This is a genomic window from Arthrobacter sp. Dra40, assembly GCF_059091905.1.
Map to the genome: position 1 here is coordinate 1 of NZ_JBNHHB010000048.1, position 17,117 is coordinate 17,117.

General features: G+C 66.3%; 17 protein-coding genes. All 17 read right to left on the minus strand.

Annotation, left to right across the window (positions count from 1 at the left end; translation table 11 throughout):
* Positions 1–470: 470 nt before the first annotated feature.
* The gene (gene csrA, locus AC5RWT_RS18400) at positions 471–731 is read right to left on the minus strand and encodes a carbon storage regulator CsrA (protein WP_494081409.1); all 261 of its coding nucleotides are present in this window, start codon (positions 729–731) and stop codon (positions 471–473) included.
* 156 nt (positions 732–887) lie between these two features.
* Complete coding sequence (locus AC5RWT_RS18405) at positions 888–2,309, minus strand: hypothetical protein (protein ID WP_494081410.1); 1,422 nt, start codon at positions 2,307–2,309, stop codon at positions 888–890.
* Positions 2,284–4,338, minus strand: a complete 2,055-nt coding sequence (gene flhA, locus AC5RWT_RS18410) for a flagellar biosynthesis protein FlhA (protein WP_494081411.1) — start codon at positions 4,336–4,338, stop codon at positions 2,284–2,286. The genes AC5RWT_RS18405 and flhA overlap by 26 nt, the downstream gene beginning before the upstream one ends.
* Entirely contained in the window at positions 4,338–5,528 is a 1,191-nt protein-coding gene (locus AC5RWT_RS18415; RefSeq protein WP_494045955.1) for an EscU/YscU/HrcU family type III secretion system export apparatus switch protein, read from the minus strand. Before AC5RWT_RS18415 ends, flhA begins: the two co-directional genes overlap by 1 nt.
* Positions 5,529–6,287: a flagellar biosynthetic protein FliR gene (locus AC5RWT_RS18420; protein WP_494045954.1), complete on the minus strand. Its 759-nt coding sequence runs from the start codon at positions 6,285–6,287 to the stop codon at positions 5,529–5,531.
* Positions 6,287–6,562: a flagellar biosynthesis protein FliQ gene (gene fliQ, locus AC5RWT_RS18425; RefSeq protein WP_127511122.1), complete on the minus strand. Its 276-nt coding sequence runs from the start codon at positions 6,560–6,562 to the stop codon at positions 6,287–6,289. Before fliQ ends, AC5RWT_RS18420 begins: the two co-directional genes overlap by 1 nt.
* A gap of 2 nt (positions 6,563–6,564) precedes the next feature.
* Complete coding sequence (gene fliP, locus AC5RWT_RS18430) at positions 6,565–7,428, minus strand: flagellar type III secretion system pore protein FliP (protein WP_494081438.1); 864 nt, start codon at positions 7,426–7,428, stop codon at positions 6,565–6,567.
* Positions 7,429–7,430: 2 nt separating this feature from the next.
* The gene (fliO, locus tag AC5RWT_RS18435) at positions 7,431–8,090 is read right to left on the minus strand and encodes a flagellar biosynthetic protein FliO (protein WP_494081412.1); all 660 of its coding nucleotides are present in this window, start codon (positions 8,088–8,090) and stop codon (positions 7,431–7,433) included.
* Entirely contained in the window at positions 8,091–8,789 is a 699-nt protein-coding gene (fliN, locus tag AC5RWT_RS18440; protein WP_494045952.1) for a flagellar motor switch protein FliN, read from the minus strand.
* The gene (locus tag AC5RWT_RS18445) at positions 8,786–9,694 is read right to left on the minus strand and encodes a flagellar motor switch protein FliM (RefSeq protein ID WP_494081413.1); all 909 of its coding nucleotides are present in this window, start codon (positions 9,692–9,694) and stop codon (positions 8,786–8,788) included. Before AC5RWT_RS18445 ends, fliN begins: the two co-directional genes overlap by 4 nt.
* Positions 9,695–9,826: 132 nt before the next feature.
* Positions 9,827–10,921 (minus strand): OmpA/MotB family protein, encoded by a 1,095-nt coding sequence (locus tag AC5RWT_RS18450; protein WP_494081414.1) that lies wholly within the window; start codon positions 10,919–10,921, stop codon positions 9,827–9,829.
* A complete protein-coding gene (locus AC5RWT_RS18455) occupies positions 10,918–11,739 on the minus strand; it encodes a motility protein A (protein ID WP_494045949.1) in 822 nt (273 codons plus the stop codon). Before AC5RWT_RS18455 ends, AC5RWT_RS18450 begins: the two co-directional genes overlap by 4 nt.
* Positions 11,740–12,057, minus strand: a complete 318-nt coding sequence (locus AC5RWT_RS18460) for a flagellar FlbD family protein (RefSeq protein ID WP_494045948.1) — start codon at positions 12,055–12,057, stop codon at positions 11,740–11,742.
* 251 nt (positions 12,058–12,308) lie between these two features.
* Entirely contained in the window at positions 12,309–14,093 is a 1,785-nt protein-coding gene (locus AC5RWT_RS18465) for an HNH endonuclease signature motif containing protein (protein WP_494081415.1), read from the minus strand.
* A gap of 213 nt (positions 14,094–14,306) precedes the next feature.
* A complete protein-coding gene (locus tag AC5RWT_RS18470) occupies positions 14,307–15,500 on the minus strand; it encodes a flagellar hook protein FlgE (RefSeq protein ID WP_494081416.1) in 1,194 nt (397 codons plus the stop codon).
* A gap of 89 nt (positions 15,501–15,589) precedes the next feature.
* Positions 15,590–16,108, minus strand: a complete 519-nt coding sequence (locus tag AC5RWT_RS18475) for a flagellar hook assembly protein FlgD (RefSeq protein ID WP_494081417.1) — start codon at positions 16,106–16,108, stop codon at positions 15,590–15,592.
* A gap of 13 nt (positions 16,109–16,121) precedes the next feature.
* Complete coding sequence (locus AC5RWT_RS18480) at positions 16,122–16,976, minus strand: flagellar hook-length control protein FliK (protein ID WP_494081418.1); 855 nt, start codon at positions 16,974–16,976, stop codon at positions 16,122–16,124.
* Between the last annotated feature and the right edge of the window lie 141 nt (positions 16,977–17,117).

Here is a 17,117-nt window from a genome sequence, read left to right on the forward strand (position 1 = left end):
TGACGTGCCACTGGCGGTTGATATCGCCGGGCTTCGGAGTGTACGTACGCACGGTTTTTGCCTTCGTTTGGTGTTCTAAGGTAGCGGCGCATTCTTCGCAGAACGCACGCGCAAAGTTGGTGATGCGCTACCGGAACTTCAGGTGAGGACTGAAAACTACCAGTGGCCCAGAGAATCTCGGCTATTTCCGTGGATCAGGTTGGCCCTGCAACCGGGCCGTCTCACGGACATAGCGTATCGAGGTTGGACACGCACAACGACGATTAAGATTATCCTGCCGCGACGGCTTAGGTCAAAAAAGACCATGACGACGGCGGCGCCCCACCTCTGTGCGACCCGCAGAACTGCCCGTCGACTGTCACATCACCCTGCCTTTCTTGGCGGTGGTCAGCGTCCGTGAAGGCGATGCGAGCGAACGCGGCGGCGATGCCGGCGCACGTGAAACGGCCTGGGGCCGGCTGACTCGGAGGTCAGTTTCCGCCGGAATCGCTCTTGCCGGTAACGTTCAGCCCCAACAGGGCCTTGATGCGCTCTTCGGCCTCCGGCCCGCCCTGCGCGGCAGCCATATTGGCTTCGCTGACGGCCTGGACCACTTCGTCGCGCTGGATTTTCACGCCGCGCGGGGCCTCGATGCCGAGGCGGACGCCGTCGCGGCGGGCGTCCAGCACGGTGATGACGATGTCGTCACCGATCAGGATCCGCTCTCCGGGTTTACGAGTCAGCACCAGCACCCGTCAACTCTATCGCAGGAAAAACACGGATCCGCCGGGCCGCGACGCGGCTTCGTGGGAGCCGTGGAACAGTTAAGCGGAATCGCTCCTGCGCGGGCCGCAGCCCCGGCTTCGATCCGCCGCCCCCCGGACGTCAGAGCCAGAGTGCCTCGGACGTCAGAGCCAAGCGGCCTCGGACGGCTCCCCGTCCACCCAGCCGACAGGAACGCCCAAGGTGTTGACGGTCTTCGGGCTGCTGGTGTGCCGGGTTCCGGTCACGGCCAGGCCGTCGGGAACAACAACACGCTGCACGGACTGCACCCAGCGGTCCGTGTCCTCGGCCTTCCGCCCGGCGTCCACGGCAAGCCAAATCTGGTCCGCTCCCAGCGCTGGCAGGATCGCGAGCATCTCCAGGGACGGCGTGAGCGAGTGGCCCAGGCCAAACGCCACGAACACGCTCTGTCCCCTTTCCACCCCGCGGGCGCGGGCACCGATGGCACTGTTGCGGTCCTGCACCGGACGCCTGACGTCAGCAGCGTGCGCGCCGGCCATCCTGACCATGTTCCCGCCGCTGGAGATCCAGTCGGCCGCCTCCGACGGCGCACCGTTGACGGCAGGCGCGGCGGCGGCCATCGAATTGGCCGCCTCCAAGGCATTGCCGCCTTGGCCGATCACCAGCACCAGATCCCCCGGCCCGTAGAGCGGCGAAGGAACGACCGGTGCTGCCGCCGATCCCGGGCCCGACGGCTGTTGCGCTTGGTCCGGCTCCCCCCTTCCTGCGGCGGCCACAACGCCGCTGACGACGACGGTGCCCACCACGGCGTCCGGCTGTCCGTCTGCGAGCGCCGAGCGCGGGGATGCCGGTCTGCTGGCCTCGTTGCCCGCTGCCCTGTCAGCCTGCCGGGTAGCAGTCCCGGCCTCCGGGCCGGCAATCGCTCCTGACACGGCGGGTGCGGCGGTAGACGCAGCGGGAGTTTCAGCAGGCGCCTCCGGAGCTCCCGCAGCGACATCTGTTTCCCGACCTATACCGGCTGCCCGGGGCTCCGAGGCGGCTTCGACGTTCGGTTTCGAGTCGGTCCGTCGCCGCCCAAATGAGGGCCTCGCCGGAGCGTTCTCGGCGCTTGCCGGCTCGGCGCCCGCGGCCGAGACCGCTTCCGGCCGCGCCGCTGCCGGCGCGGCAGCCTCGGGCCCCGGCTCCTCCAGCTTGGCCCCCTTGGGCAGCCGGGTGGGCCGGGCGGTATTGAACGTCAGGTTGTCCATGATGACCGCGAACTGGTCGGTGTGCGTGGACACGTGCAGCTCTGGCGCCTTTGCTGGCAACCGGGAGCCGTGCAACTGGGATTCGGCGAGCTCGGCGTCCGCCAGCAGTGCGGCGATGCCGGCGCGGGCCTTCTGGTCCAGCGCATGCTGGCCGCGCACCGACGGGGCAGGCAGTTCCACGGTGACTTCGTAGTGCTCACGGGCGAAGAATCCGCGGATGCCGCCGACGGTGACTTTCTCGGCGGCTACGATTTTCGCGTCGGGTCCGTGTTCGGCCAGGACCTGGGCTTTAAGTTCCTGCAGTGAAGCGCCTTTAAGCTGCAGCCGTCTGGCCGACACGCACTACCCCCACGGTCTCGATCTTCACATTGGCGGAGGTGACCTCCTGGTAGGACAGTACCGGAAGTCCCCCGGACTGCGCCGATACGAGCCGTCGGATGGCCGGGCGGAGCGCGGGTGCGCATACCAGCACAGCGGTGAGCCCGTTGGCTTCCACCTTCTCCAGCGCATTCCGCAACGAGGCCAGCACGGCTTCGGTCCGGTCGGCCGAGAGCAGGATCTGCGTGCCCAGTTCGGACGGCCGCATGCCCTCCAACATGGACTGCTCCAGCGTGGGGTCGATCATGATGACCCGCAGCAACTGCCCGTCCAGGTACTGCGCGGTCAAGGCCGGCCCCAATGCCTGCCGGGCGGCCTCGATCAGGCCCTCCGGGTCGGTGGACGACTTGGCCTTGAGCGCCAGCGCCTCGTAAATACGCGGCAGGTCGTTGATCGGGATCTGCTCGGCCAACAGCCCCTGCAGCACCCGCTGCACCTCGGCCAGTGAGAGCAGCGACGGCGTGAGTTCGTCGACGGCGGACGGATTCACGGACTTCACGCCTTCGGTCAGCACACGCACGTCCTCGCGGGTGAGCAGCCGGGCCGCGTTGGCCGAGATCAGCGAGGACAGGTGTGTCACCAGGACCGAGACCCGGTCGATCACTGTGGCTCCGGTCATCTCCGCACTGTGCCGCATCTCCGCCGGAACCCACTTGCCGGCCAGCCCGAACACCGGCTCCACCGTGGCGATGCCGGGCAGCGAGTCCAGGTTGTCGCCCAGCGCCAGCACCTTGCCCGCCGGGGCCTCGCCCCGGCCGGTCTCCACGCCGGCAATCCGGATCGCGTAGGTGGACATGGGCAGGTCGATGCTGTCGCGGGTGCGCACCGGCGGCACCACAATGCCCAGTTCCATCGCGATCTTCCGGCGCAACGCCCGCACCCGGGCCAGCAGGTCGTCCGATGCGCCGGAGACCAGGTCCACCAGGTCAGGTGCAAGCTGGATCTCCAGCGCATGCACCCGCATCTGTTCGATCAGGTCCTCGGTAGTCTCCGAAGCGGGAGCCGACGGACCCGCTTCGGCGGCAGCGGCGTCGTCGTCCTTGGCTTTGGCAGCCTCCGATGCCTTGAGCCGTTGCGCCATGAAAATCAGGAAAGCGCCCACCAGGATGAACGGGATCTTGGGCATGCCCGGGATCAGGGCCAGCAGAATGGCGGCGCCGCCGGCGATCATCAGTGCCTGCCGCGACTGGGTCAGCTGGTCGGACGCATCCGAACCCATCTCCGAGTCCGCGTTGGACCGCGTGACGACCATGCCGGTGGAGACAGCCATCAGCAGCGCCGGGATCTGCGTGACCAGGCCGTCGCCGATGGTCAGCAGCGTGTAGGTGCTGACCGCCTCGCCGATCGGCATGCCGCGCTGCAGCATGCCGATGGCGATGCCGCCGACGATGTTGATGATGATAATGATGATGCCGGCGATCGCGTCGCCCTTGACGAATTTGGACGCACCGTCCATCGCGCCGTAGAAGTCGGCTTCCGCGGACACTTCGGCGCGGCGTTCGCGGGCCTGCACGTCGGTGATCAGGCCGGCATTGAGGTCGGCGTCGATCGCCATCTGCTTGCCGGGCATTGCGTCCAGCGTGAAGCGCGCACCCACCTCGGCCACCCGCTCGGCGCCCTTGGTGACCACCACAAACTGGATGACCACCAGGATCAGGAACACCACCGCGCCGATGATGATCGAACCGCCCACGGCCACATGTCCGAAGGCCTCGATCACCTGCCCGGCGTAGCCGTCGCCCAGCACCAGCCGGGTGGACGCCACGTTCAGCCCCAGCCGGAACAGCGTGGCCACCAACAGCAGCGACGGGAACACGGAGAAGTCCAGCGGCTTCTTCACGAACATGGTGGTCAGCAGGATCACCAGCGCCAGCAGAATGTTCACGATGATCAGCACATCCAGCAGCCCGGCCGGGATCGGCACCACCAGCAGCAGGATGATGCCCACCACGCCCATGGGGACAGCGAGCTTGGAGAGGTTGCGGTTCATCAGTCACCTCCAGGCGACGGTTGTGAGGACGGTAGGGACAGGGCACGTCGGCCCTGCCGGGTTGAAGCATGGGCGGCGGCATCGGCATCGGTCATCGCCGGCTCCGCCATGGTGTGGACGCCTGCGGCTGTATTGGCTGAGGTGCCGCGGGCCTTCAGGCTCATCACGAACGCCAGCACGCGGGCCACCGCGTTGTAGAGCTCCAACGGGATTTCCTGCCCGATCTCGCACGCCGCGTGCAGGGCCCGCGCCAGCGGCACATCGCGCACCACCGGCACGTGTGTGGTCTCCGCTTCCTCGCGGATGCGGGCCGCAATCAGGCCGGCCCCCTTGGCCACCACGCGCGGCGCGGATTTGCCCGGTTCGTATTTCAGCGCCACCGCGTAGTGCGTCGGGTTCACCAGCACGACGTCGGAGCCTCCCACCGCGGCGATCATCCGGTTCCGGCTCATCGCCAACTGCCGCGAGCGCCGCTGCGACTTGATCAGCGGATCGCCTTCGGAGTTCTTGTTCTCGTCCCGGACTTCCTTCTTGGTCATCCGGGTCTTCTTCCGGTTGCGCCGGATCACCACCATCACGTCCAGCGCGGCCAGGATCAGGCCGGCGATGATCGCCGTCTGCAGCAGCCCGACGGTGCCGCCGCCGGCGGCGTCGAGCAGCGAGGCGACCGAGAGCCCGCCGGCGGTCATCAGCACCGGGACCAGCCCCTGCACCACAAAGTACAAGGCAAGCCCCACCACCACGGTCTTCAGCAGCGCCTTCACGCCCTGCCAGAGCGCCTGCATACCGAACACCTTTTTGATCCCGTTGACCAAGTTGAACTGCTGGGTCTCCGGCTTGAACTTCTTCCAGTGAATGCCGCCCTGCAGCGCCGCGCCGGCGATGATCACGGCCACCACGGCCAGGAACATCGGCGTGAGCGTGTACATGATGGTGCCCAGACCGTCCTCCAGCGCCTTGACCACCAGCCCCGGATCCGGCGACGCGATCATCCGCGTGACGGTGAACATCTGGTCGGTGCCGGCCTGCGAGGCCCTGTCGATGGTCATCGGCAGCATCACGGCAGCGGCGCCGATACCCAGCCAAGCGGTCAGGTCCTGGGACTTGGAGAGCTGGCCCTTTTGGCGGACATCCTTCATCCGCTTGGCCGTGGCTTGTTCTGTCCGTTCTTCGGAGGTTTCCTGCGACACCTAGCCCACCCCCGTCAGCGCCGTCACGGCCTGCCCGGCCAGGGACGAGACAATCCGCGGCAGCGCCACAAACACCACCCCGCCCAACATCAGGGTCAGGAAGATCTTCAGCGGAAAGCCCAGAGCAAACGCGTTCAGCGCCGGGGCCACGCGGGTGAGCAGGCCCAAACCGGCGTCAGCCAGGAACAACACCACCAGCAGCGGCCCGGCAATCTGCACCGCGGCCAGGAACATCTGGGTCACGCCGGTGATCATCACCTGCACAGGCTCGGCCAGATCCACTCCCCCGCCCAGCGGCAGCGCGGTGAAGCTGCGCGCCAACCCGCCGATGATCAGCTGGTAGCCGTCGGAGGCGAACAGCAGCGCCAGCGCGGCCATCTGGAACAGCCGAGTGAACTGCGCGCCGTTGACCATGGACTGCGGATCGAACGCCTGCGCCATGGAGAAACCGCCGAACAAGTCGATCAGCGTGCCCGCGGACTGCACCGCCGAGAACACGATCAACACCAGAAAGCCCAGCAGCGCCCCCACCAGGATCTCCAGCACCAGTGCCCCGAAAAACCCTGCGGTGCTCAGCGGTTCGTAGCCGTTGGCCACCCGCGGCGACACCGCCAGCGCCAGCCCGACGCCGAGCATGGCCTTAATCCGGGCCGGGATGGCGCCGTACGAAAACGGCGGGGCTATGAGCAGGAAAGCCACCATGCGGACACCTGCCAGCATGGTGGCCTCGATCCACGCCTGGTCGAGCGGGATGTTCATTATCCGCCGCCGAGCAGGCCGGGGATTTTCTCGAACATTTCCTGGGTGAATGAGACCATCTCGGAGATCATCCAGTGCCCGCAGACCAGCAACGCCACGGCGACGGCCACGGCTTTGGGCACGAAGGACAGCGTGATCTCCTGGATCTGGGTCATGGACTGGACCAAGGACACGGCGAAGCCCACCACCAGCGCGGTGACCAGCACCGGGGCGGAGAGTTTGGCGGCGATCAACAGGCCCTGCAGGCCGATGTCCAAGACGGCATTTGTATCCACAGCTAGGTACCGTAACTTCCGACCAGGGCGGTGATGATCAGGCCCCAGCCATCCACCAGCACGAAGAGCAGGATCTTGAACGGCAGGGAGATCATCACCGGCGGGAGCATCATCATGCCCATTGACATCAGCGCCGAGGCGACGACCAGGTCGATCACCAGGAACGGCACGAAGATCACGAACCCGATGATGAACGCGGCACGCAGTTCCGAAATCATGAACGCCGGAATCAGGGTCTGCAGCGGCACTTCCTCCGGGTTTTCCGGGTTGGGCAGGTCCGCGGCCCGCATCATCAGCGCCAGGTCTTCCTGCCGCGTGTGCGCCAGCATGAAGTTCTGCAGCGGGGCGGCGGCGGCCGAGACCGCATCGGTGAACGTCTCCGTCCCCTCCATGTACGGCTGCACGCCGAGCTCATTCACCTGGGTCAGCACCGGCCACATGATGAACAAGGACAGGAACAGGGCCAGTCCGGCCAGTACCTGGTTCGGCGGGATCGAGGGCAGGGACAGCGCGTTCCGCGTCATCGCCAGCACCACGAAGATCTTGGTGAAGGACGTCATCATCAGCAGCAGCGCCGGGGCCACCGAGAGCAGCGTGATGCCCAGCAGCGTAATGACGGCCGACGACGGCGTGCCATTGGGGCCGTTGATTTCCACCGAGAACCCGCCGTCGCCGTCCGGCGAACCCGGTTCGGTCGGAGCCAACGGGTCAACCGGAGGAACAGGGGCCACCGGCGACGCGAAAGCCGACGGGGCGTTAAGGAGTGCGGCGGCTACGGCAAAGAGCACTGCCAGCAGGAGTGTCAGGAGTGCTGCGGTGGCCAGACGAGGCCAGCGGCCTGCCGTCAGGGCCGGAGTGCCGGTGATGCTCAACGCGAACGGACCTGCTTCAGGGCTACGGCCGTCTGCTTCCACGTGGACGGAGAAAGAATGGAGCCGGCCAGCGGGGAATCCGGGGCCTGCTCCTGCCAGCCGGCCGCCCGGGAGGCCCGGCGGCCGGCGCGTTCGGAGCGGCGCCCGCCCTCGATCGGGTACAGACCGGCATGCCGAAGCTCAGAGGCCTCGTCGATGGCAGGTGCCGAGGCACGGCGGGGCGAGGCTCCGTCGTCGTACTCCGCTGTTGTCTGGGCTGTTGACTGACCGGTGCCCGCGGCGCGCGCCGGGGCGCGGCCAGCGCTTTGGTCCTTGCCTGCCGTACGGCCGGTGGCCAACTCCAGCAGCCGGGCGAAGCTGTCCGACGCGGTCTGCGGCGCCCGGTGGGAGGGCTGCGCCTCTTCCTCCACCGGAGCCTCGCGGGTGTCGAGCACGTTCACGGCCTGGTCGGTCACGCCCAGCAGGTAACGCTGGCCGTCGGCATCCACCACGACCACCGAAGCCTTAGGCCCAATGGTTTGACGTTCCACCACGCGCACGAGCTTGCGCGCGCCGGTGCGGGCGCCACGGCTGAAGCGGCGCTGCAGTACCCAGAGCAGTCCGAGCACCACGGCCAGCGAGAGCGCTACCCGCAGGGCAAGGACAACGGTCTCCATTTAGAGGAGTCCTTCGGGCACGTCGAGGATCTTGGTGATGCGCACGGCGTAGTCCTGGTCGACAACGACGACCTCGCCGTGCGCGATCAGCCGGCCGTTGAGCAGCACGTCAGCGGGGGCGCCGGCCGAGCGGTCCAGTTCAATTACGCCGCCCGGTTCCAGGTTCAGCACATCGCGCACCGACATCCGCGTGCGGCCGATCTCCACGGTCAGCGCCATCTCCACGTTGTTGATGCGGCCCAACTTGGCCAGCACGGACTCGTCCACACCGTTGCCCGCAGGGTTCCCGCGCAGCCGGATGGCGAACCAACCGCCTGCCTCGCCGTCGCCGCCGGTCAGCTTGAACACCGCGGCTTCCGGATCGGAGAACAGCGCCGCGGCGTTGGCCACGTGCGCCTCCCCCAGCACGCCGGCGCCGAGCACCGACGTGGCAGCTTCCAGCGCCGGACGCAGCAGATCAGCGGCGGAAACCAGCGGGGAATCAGTACCGGCGGCGGCGGCCAGCGCGGCTTGGTCGGCCACCACCAGCGCCACATCGGCGGACGTGCCGCCCACGAAGGAACCAACGACGGCGGAGGCCACCTGCCCGGGCAGCGGCCCGCCTTCATCCTGGCGCACCGCGTAAAGCGGAGTGTTGGTGGGCAGCAGCCCGAGGAGTGCGTCGGCGGCAGCAGCCTGCAGGGTCTGGGTCTGTGTCATCGGGCGTTCTCCTCGGTTGTAACAATGACTCCGGCCAGGCGGTTGCCGTTGGCGCCGACGGCGGCATGGGCCAGACATTGGCCGTTGATGGCAACATCCAGCGGGCGGTGCTGCGGGTGCGGCAGCGGCAGCAGGTCCCCGATGGACAGGTCAAGCACCTGGCCCGGACGGACCCGCATGGGGGCGAACTGCAGCGACACATCCACGGGGATCTGCACCAGCTGGGCTTCCAGCAATTTGCGGGCGTTGGCCGGGCTGCTCAGGGCGAACGAATCGCGCAATTGGGTCAGCAGCACCTCGGCCGGGATGGCCACGGTGGCCGGTGCGGACAGATCGCCCACGCGGATCTCGAACGTCGCCACAATCATCAGGTCATTCGTGGCCGCGGCCTGGGCGAACTGCGAGTTGTAGTGGATCTGGTCCAGGCTGATCGGCGTGGTCAGCAGCGAGCCGAGCGAGTAGCGCAGGTCCTCCAGCGCATCTTCCATCAGCCGGCTAACCAGGGCCTGTTCAATCTGGGTGAACTTGCGGTCCGGGTAGTTGTGGGTGCCGTTCCCGCCCAGCATGTGGTCCACCCAGGTCATCGCCGCCTTGGTGGGGAACTGCAGCACCGCCTTGCCGGTGATGTCGTCCAGCGCGCAGAGCACCATCGCGGTGCTGGCCGGCAACGAGGCCGCGTACTCGTCGTAGGTCTGCATCTGGACCTGTTCGGAGGTCACAGTGCAGATCACCCGGACCTTTGCGGTCAGCTGCGTGCCCCACTGGCGGGCGAAGGTTTCGAAGGCCAGTTCCAGCACGCGCGAGTGCTCGCGCGCCAGAGTGGTCGGCCTCCGGAAGTCGTACACTTCGACGGCTCTGGCCGGCTTTTCGGGCGCGTTAGATTGCACATGTTCCTGGACCGTCACAGCAGGCACTATCGGCAGCTAAATCGCGGACGTAAGGAGTCCGCGAGATGTGGTGCATCCGGGCTACCAGAGCGTCGCTGCCCCTGGCACCCGGATGCTGACGGCGCGCCTTTAGCGGTCACCGGCCAGCCCTCAGTGGCCCTCGGAGGTCCCGCCCGGCGCCGGTGCGTAAGTGGCGCTCGGTGCCGGACCGACGGTGCCGTTGTCGCCGGTGACGACTTGGCCCCCGCCGGAGCCTCCTGCGCCCGGCTCGCCGGAAACCCGCTCGGATTTGCCTTCGGAGCCTTCAGCCTCCGCTGCCTCTGCCGCGGCCTTTTCCTCCGCATCGGCTTCGGCCGCCTTCTGGACCGCTTCTGCCCGTTCGGCGGCGGCCTCCTTGGCGGCACCGGCAGGGTCCTTGATCACTTCCGGCATCAGGTTCCTGATGGCTTCGGGCTGGCCGGAGAGCACCACAATGTCAACGCGGCGGTTCATCGCCAAATCCTCATCGCTCCCGCTGGTCTTCAACGGCCTGGACTCGCCGAACCCCACGGCGGAGATCCGGTTCGACGCCACGCCGCTGTCCTCCACCAGATGCCGCAGCACATTCACCGCCCGCTCGGAGGAGAGTTCCCAGTCCAGAGCCCCTGGGTCCAGATGGCGTACCTGTGCCGTGTGGCCCTCGACCTTTAGCTCGTAGCCGACGGGTTTCAGTACCGGTCCCACCACATTGAGGATCTTGATGGTCTGGCGCGTGAGTATTGGCGAGTCCGGCTCGAAGAAGGTCTCGCTGCCAATCAGGCGGACGGTCAGCCCGCGCTCATCCAGCTGGAAGCGGACCGCCTTATCCAAGCCTTCTTTCTGCAGTCCCTTGGTGATCTTCTCCTGGATGCTGCGCAGGTCGTTGACCTCTTGGATGGCCAGGTCCAGATCGGTCTTCTGCTCGCCCTCGGTGTCCTCCTCGGCGTCGCCGGCGGTGAACCCCTGCCCATCTTCGTCGATGAGTTCCGGGGGCACCACTACGCCCTCGGCCGTATCCACGGCCTGGGTGCGCTCCACTCCAAAACCGGTGGCCAGCGAATTGGCCAACTGCTGGAACTTTGCCGCATCCACCGTTGACATGGCGAAAAGCACAATGAACATGCACATCAGCACGGTGACCATGTCCATGTAGGAGGCCATCCAGCGTTCGTCCGGGTGCTCGTCTTCTTCCTCGCCGAGCGGACGGCGCGGCCGTCGGGACTTCATGCCGCCTTGGCCTCGGGCTTGTCGTCGGACTTGCCGGACTTGCCTTCCTTGGCCGGCTTGCCGGTGCCCATCTCATGTGCAGGAACCATGGCCCGGAGCCGCTCCCCCAGCAGTCGCGGCTGGCTACCGGCCTGCACGGCCAGCATGCCTTCCATCAGCAGGGTCATGCGCTCGGTTTCCAGATCCGCCAAACGCTTCAGCTTGCCGCCGATCGGCAGCCAAATGAAGTTGGCGGACAGCAGCCCCCACAACGTGGCAACGAACGCCGTCGCAATCATCGGTCCCAAAGTGTCCGGGGTGGAGAGATTTTCCAGCACGTGGGTCAGCGAGACCACCGTGCCGATGATGCCGATGGTCGGCGCGTAGCCGCCCATGCTCATATAGAACTTGGACGATTGGCGATCGGCGCGCGCCTTCGTGCTGATCTCGTCTTCGAGGAGGATCCGCAGTTCCTCGCCGTCGGTGCCGTCGGCTATGTTCTGCAGCGCCCGCTGCATGAACGGGTCCTTCTCCTCGGTAGCCTCGGCGTCCAGTGCCAGCAGGCCCTCGCTGCGGGCCTTTTCGGCCAATTCCACCACCCGGTCAATGACTACCTGCGGCTTCGCCACCTTGCCGGTAAAGGCCTGCGGCAGCGATTTGATCGCCTGCATGCCGTCCCTGAGCGTGGTGCTTGCCAAGCCGACGGCGATGGTGGCACCGAAGACCAGAATCATGGGGGCCGGGATGAGAAGCGCTGAGACGTGGGCACCCTCAAGGGTGATCATGGCGTAGAGCGAGCCGAAGGCCAGCAGGAGGCCAATTAGTGTTGCGGGATCCATTTACGTATTCCTAGGGCGCAGCGGCACAGTGTTACCGGAGTCCCCGGAGTCGTCGCCGGAGGCGGGTGCCGTTGGGGGCACAAGGCCGAGTTGGGGGTGGCTGTGCTGGTGGACTGAAGGCGGCAATTCGCGGGCCAGATGCAGCACATATGCCCGGTAGCTAGCGATCATTTCGATGACCTGGCTCATCGTCTCGGTGACGATGTACTTGGCGCCGTCCACCATCACCAGCGTGGTGTCCGGGTTGGCATGGATGCGCTCAATCAGGTCAGGGTTGACCGCAAACTGGCTGTCATTCAGCCGCGTTACTACGATCATCAGCCCATCCCAGGTTTCTCGAGGGCTCCGGTGAGCCGCTACCTACTACCTTCGGCCGCGCACGCCCTGCGGTTAGCTAAGCGGGCTGGCTGTCAGCTGTGTCACCCCGCGCTGGAAGGCCGGACCAGCAACTGGTTCCTAAAAATTTCGCGAACACAGGTGAGTGCCCAACCAGCGGTTGTGGGAACCGGCCGTTCTTTTGGGTGGCGATCGCACCCAGCAAGGGCAACCGGCACCGCGGGAAGCTGACTTCATCGAGAGCTCCGGATTGGCTGGGGTGGGACGTGGGTTTGCCAGTACGAGTTTCGCAGCGGTCTGCGGTCGGGATCGATGTATTCGGGCGGGGTGAACCACGGGATCCCGTCTACAACGTTGATTTCCCAGTTGCCTTGCTCGATCAGGTCGTGGTGGAGGCCGCAGACACAGACGCCGTTGTTGACGTCGGTGCGCCCTCCATCCCACCAGGGCACGATATGGTGCGCTTCGGTCCAAAACGCCGGCATGGTGCATCCCGGGAAGGCGCAGCCCTTGTCCCTAACCACGAGTGCCCGGCGGATCGCCCGGCTGAAGAACCGTTTGGACCGGCCCAGTTCCAGGACCTCGCCCTTCGAGCCGAGAATGGCGGGGATGATTTCGGCATCGCAGGCCATCCGCCGCACTGTTTTGGCCGAGATTGGGCCGTTGAACACCGCGCTGCCACCGCCAGAGAGCAATCCGGCCAACTGTTCATAGCCGGCGGTGACCATTACTTGGGTTCGGTGCCCGCCCGAGTCCGGAAGCTTGTGCGTGTTCAGGGCGATCCGGCAGGCACCGATCAGGCCGGCCAGCAGCTTCTGCGCCCTCGTGAAGCCGTCCATCCCCTCCACGACCGCCGGATCCACGTCGCCCGGACGTGAACCCGCTTCCGCAGCAGCGCTATCCTCCTCCTCACCAGAGGGAGAAGTATCTGCTCGGTCGGTGCGGGTGTGACTGGCGACTTCGCTCGCAGCATCCTTAACACCGGGACGGGCCATCCCGTCCTCCGTCGTTTCGGTGTCGTCTGAACGGTTCGCATCCGATTCAGCGTGAGCGCCTTCGCTCCGGCTGTTGGCCGCGGTCTGGTTGTCCCGGGTTTGGTTGGCGGCGGCTTCGATGGCGTCTGAACGAATGCGTGGGTTCGCGGCGCTGTTCATCACGGTGGCGAGGGCTTCGTACTGGTCGTCGGTGGTGTTGATGACGAACTGGTGCAAACCTCGCCTGCGCCCGCGGTAGAACATGCCCTGCCGGGACCGCAGTTCTTCTTCCGAGGGCTCGGCACCGTCTTGGTCGACAGCTGTTTCCCAGGTTTTCGCGACCATCACCAACGTGTCGGCGTCGCTCTCGGCAGCCTGCCGGACCAGCGACGATTCCATCGCTTCCAGCGTCGTGGGATCGGCCGCATGGCGGGCACGGGCGATCGAATCGGTGACAAGGACGGCAGCGTTCCCGCTGATCTCCCCGGAGGCCATCGCCTCCGCCAGAATCGGCAGCGCCGGAGCACCGGGTTCACCGTCGAACCGCACCGGCGCGGTGACCACTTTGCCGACGCGCAGCCGGCGCCGCGCTTCGATAATGCCGATCCCCAGTCGGGAACGCAGGTATTCGGCGTTGTTCCGGAACTCGGTCTTACGCCGCCGCTCCCGCTGTTTCGGCCCCGCACTGTCAGGGCCCGCGGCGTCAACGCCGGCGTCGTTCCCGGAGGCGGCGATGGCCGCCGCCGGGTTGGCCCACCCCGCGGCACCGGACGAATCAGGCGTCTCCGCAAGGGCGCTGGGGCCGCCTGCCGTTTCCCCGTTCGCGGCTATATCCGCCCGCTCCACCGCGTGGGCGCCGGCGACCTGCAGGAATTCCACCGTCTTCGAAACGTCCTCGACGGCCGCTACAGTGTTGACCAATTCCCGGGTGCTCAGCGAACCGGACTCGGCGGCGAACCAAACAGCCACATCCTGCAGCAGGGCGCGTACCTCGGAAAGAGGGTCCTCCATCTCCCCGATACGGTCCAACGGTGCAAGCGCCATATCACAATTTTATTCGTACAAATATTCGACCCACCAGCGAAACAACCCAATGTGTAGGGATAGTGGACGCCGAATGGGCTGCCCCCGCGGGCAGAGGAAGAAAACTCGCTGTCATGAAAAAGCGGCCGCCTGCGAACGGTGCAGACGGCCGCTGCGGCTGCCACGCGAACGGTCGGGCAACCAAACTTCGGTGGTGGCTTGGGGACCTCCGGGCTAGCGCTTCAGGTTCGTCAGTTCCTGCAGCACTTCGTCGGAGGTGGTGATGATACGGGCGTTGGCCTGGAAGCCGCGCTGCGCGACGATCAAGTTGGTGAATTCCTGGGACAGGTCCACGTTGGACATTTCCAGCGACCCGCCGGCCAGCGTGCCCAGCCCCGCAGATCCGGCAGTACCGAGTTCCACCTGACCCGAGTTAGCAGTAACGCGGTACGACGACGAACCAGCCTTCTCGAGTCCGCCCGGGTTGGTGAAGTTCGCCAAAGCCACCTGAGCGACAATGGCCTGAGCCCCGTTGCTGAACGAGCCCATCAGTGTCCCGTCCGAAGACATGGTGAAAGATTCCAAAGAACCTGCTGCATGTCCGTCCTGGCCATCGAATGCCACGGTGGTCATGCTGGCATATCCGGTGATGGCCGAGAGGTCTACGGTGATGTCTGCCGCACTGCTTCCCGTCATGGACAGCTTCACGCCAGCCGGCGTTTGGACTCCGTCTTTGAAAGTCAGGGTGGCTGTGCCCGTTCCACGGTTTTCATCGGCTGCCGATACGTTCCATCCGGTTGCGCTACGGGAAAACGTCAAGGTCAAAGTCTTCTTCGCACCTTCATTATCGAAGATTTCCACATCTCGGGTCAGCGGCTGATCCGAAGGAAGCGCGTCGGACGGCAGGTTGCCAGCGACGACGGCACGAGTCGATACCTTTGCCGGCGAAATTGCGTCTGGGGAGAGGTCTATCGCGGTGACCGGGCCACCCGTGGTCACTTTGCCAGCTGTGGCCATCCAGCCCTGCAGGATCGCACCGTCCGGCGAGACGAGTCGACCATTTGCATCCAGTTCGAAGGCACCTGCACGGGTGTAGAGCTGTTCGCCGCCCTTGGTGGTGACAAAGAAGCCATCGCCGGAGATCATCATGTCGGTTGCCTTGCCAGTGGCCTGCGAGGACCCCTGGGTGAAGTTGGTGGAAATGCCGGCCACCTGCACGCCGAGGCCTACCTGTGCCGGGTTGGTGCCGCCGGCTTCGGCCTGCGCACCGGCTGCACCCTTGTTCATCTGGGACAGGGTGTCTTGGAACTGCACGGCGGAGGCCTTGAAGCCGGTGGTGTTGACGTTGGCAATGTTGTTACCGGTGACGTCCAGCATGGTCTGGTGCGAGCGGAGACCGGAAATTCCGGAGTAGAGCGAGCGGAGCATAATCAGCGCCTTTCGGATCGTGGAATGGACGAGAGATTCAGTGTTGGGAAATTTCATGCGGCGCAGGGGCCGGTTCAGGGAGCAACATCTCAGGCGGCGGCGCCCCCGTTGGTACTGGAAGCATCGTCGACTGAGCCGGCAGTGGAGGCACCGGCGTCGTTAGCGCCTTGACTAGTGCCGGACTCCGCCGGCGCTCCGTTGATTCCGGCAACCAGATCCAGAGGGATCTCCTTGCCGTCAACGATGACCTGCGGGACCGGGCCTGCGTAGGACACCGAGCTGGCCGTGCCGGTGATCAGGGAGCCGTCCTGGCCGTAGTAGCTCACCTGCTGGCCAACCAGCGCCGCGGCCACACCGCGCATTTGCAGCGAGAAGTTCTCCTCGCTGGTCGTGGTCATGGTGGAGATGCTCTCCATCATGGCCAGCTGGGTGCTCTGGGAGATCATCTGGTTGGTGTCCATGGGCGAGCTGGGGTCCTGGTTCTGTAGCTGGGTGACCAGCAGGTGCATGAACATCTCGCCGTCCATGGTCTGCTTCGGCGCGCGGACGGGCGGGGCCGTGTACGTCGGGGTGACTGTGCCGACGGGCGGGACTGAGTCGGTGGGCATGGTTCTCCTTGTCTCAGGCCAGCACGTCGAGGCTGGTCGAAATCCCGTAGGGACGTCGCAGGGCTGATGGGTCGGTGGTGTCGGTGTTGGCGCCAGTTCCGGCTGCTGTGCCGGGGCGCCCGTCCTGGCTTTGCGAACCGCCGGAGGGGCGGCCATCCGGGCCGAACTGCATGCCGGGGCGGTCATCGTTCGGCCGGTTGTGGTTGGACAAATCCAGGTTGGCGTTCATACCGGTCGACGCGAGGTCGCGCTTCAGGTCGGCCATGATGGTGCGCAGGGCGTCGCGGCCGGCCTCGTTCGGCGCGAACAGCTCCACCCGCACACCCTCCCCCGTCACGTGGGCCCGGACCGTGACCGGACCGAGGTTGTCCGGCGTGACGCTGATGGTCATCACGTGCTCGCCCGGCTTGGCCTGCGCCAGGGTGAAAAGCGGCCGGGCCACCTGCGCGGTGAAGGGCAACTGCTGGTGCGACGGTAAGGGAGCCGGCGCCGAGGTCGGAGCCGTTGCCGCGGGCGACACCGGGGCAGGCTGGGCGGCGACTGGAACCTGGCCGTTGGGCGGCAGCTGTTCGGCCTCGCCACGGGCACCGTTGACCGTCGCCGTGGCAGCCACCGCGGCTGCGCTTGGCCCTGTGGTCGCACCAACTCCACCCTGAGCCGCGCTGCCCGGGATCGTTTGCCGGGGAAGTACGACGCCGGTGGGCAGCTGTGTAGCTGTGGTCGCCTGCACTGGTGGTTGCGTCGGGGCAGCTTGCGCGAGAGAAGCAGTCGACTGGTTCTGCGTTGCTTCCCCCATGCTGACCGCCGGCGTCAGGGTGGCTCCCGCCGCCGAAACGGCTGCGGGGACTACGGCGGCCTGGACCGTCACACCGGCGGGGGCTCCGGTTAGGGCGTCAGAAGGGGTCCCGGTAGCGGGGGCAGCCGGTGTACCGATGGCATTAAGGCTAGCCGCTGTTCCGGTTCCGGCGACGCCAGCGGCAGTTCCGATTGCGGCGGCACCAGCTTGGAT

What these genes read in the sequence shown, in the direction of transcription:
- flhA (WP_494081411.1), bottom strand. Translation starts at nt 4,338, where the DNA reads ATGAACCGCAACCTCTCCAAGCTCGCTGTCCCCATGGGCGTGGTGGGC.
- AC5RWT_RS18420 (WP_494045954.1), bottom strand. Translation starts at nt 6,287, where the DNA reads ATGAACATCCCGCTCGACCAGGCGTGGATCGAGGCCACCATGCTGGCA.
- fliO (WP_494081412.1), bottom strand. Translation starts at nt 8,090, where the DNA reads ATGGAGACCGTTGTCCTTGCCCTGCGGGTAGCGCTCTCGCTGGCCGTG.
- fliN (WP_494045952.1), bottom strand. Translation starts at nt 8,789, where the DNA reads ATGACACAGACCCAGACCCTGCAGGCTGCTGCCGCCGACGCACTCCTC.
- AC5RWT_RS18450 (WP_494081414.1), bottom strand. Translation starts at nt 10,921, where the DNA reads ATGAAGTCCCGACGGCCGCGCCGTCCGCTCGGCGAGGAAGAAGACGAG.
- AC5RWT_RS18455 (WP_494045949.1), bottom strand. Translation starts at nt 11,739, where the DNA reads ATGGATCCCGCAACACTAATTGGCCTCCTGCTGGCCTTCGGCTCGCTC.
- AC5RWT_RS18460 (WP_494045948.1), bottom strand. Translation starts at nt 12,057, where the DNA reads ATGATCGTAGTAACGCGGCTGAATGACAGCCAGTTTGCGGTCAACCCT.
- AC5RWT_RS18465 (WP_494081415.1), bottom strand. Translation starts at nt 14,093, where the DNA reads ATGGCGCTTGCACCGTTGGACCGTATCGGGGAGATGGAGGACCCTCTT.
- AC5RWT_RS18470 (WP_494081416.1), bottom strand. Translation starts at nt 15,500, where the DNA reads ATGCTCCGCTCGCTCTACTCCGGAATTTCCGGTCTCCGCTCGCACCAG.
- AC5RWT_RS18475 (WP_494081417.1), bottom strand. Translation starts at nt 16,108, where the DNA reads ATGCCCACCGACTCAGTCCCGCCCGTCGGCACAGTCACCCCGACGTAC.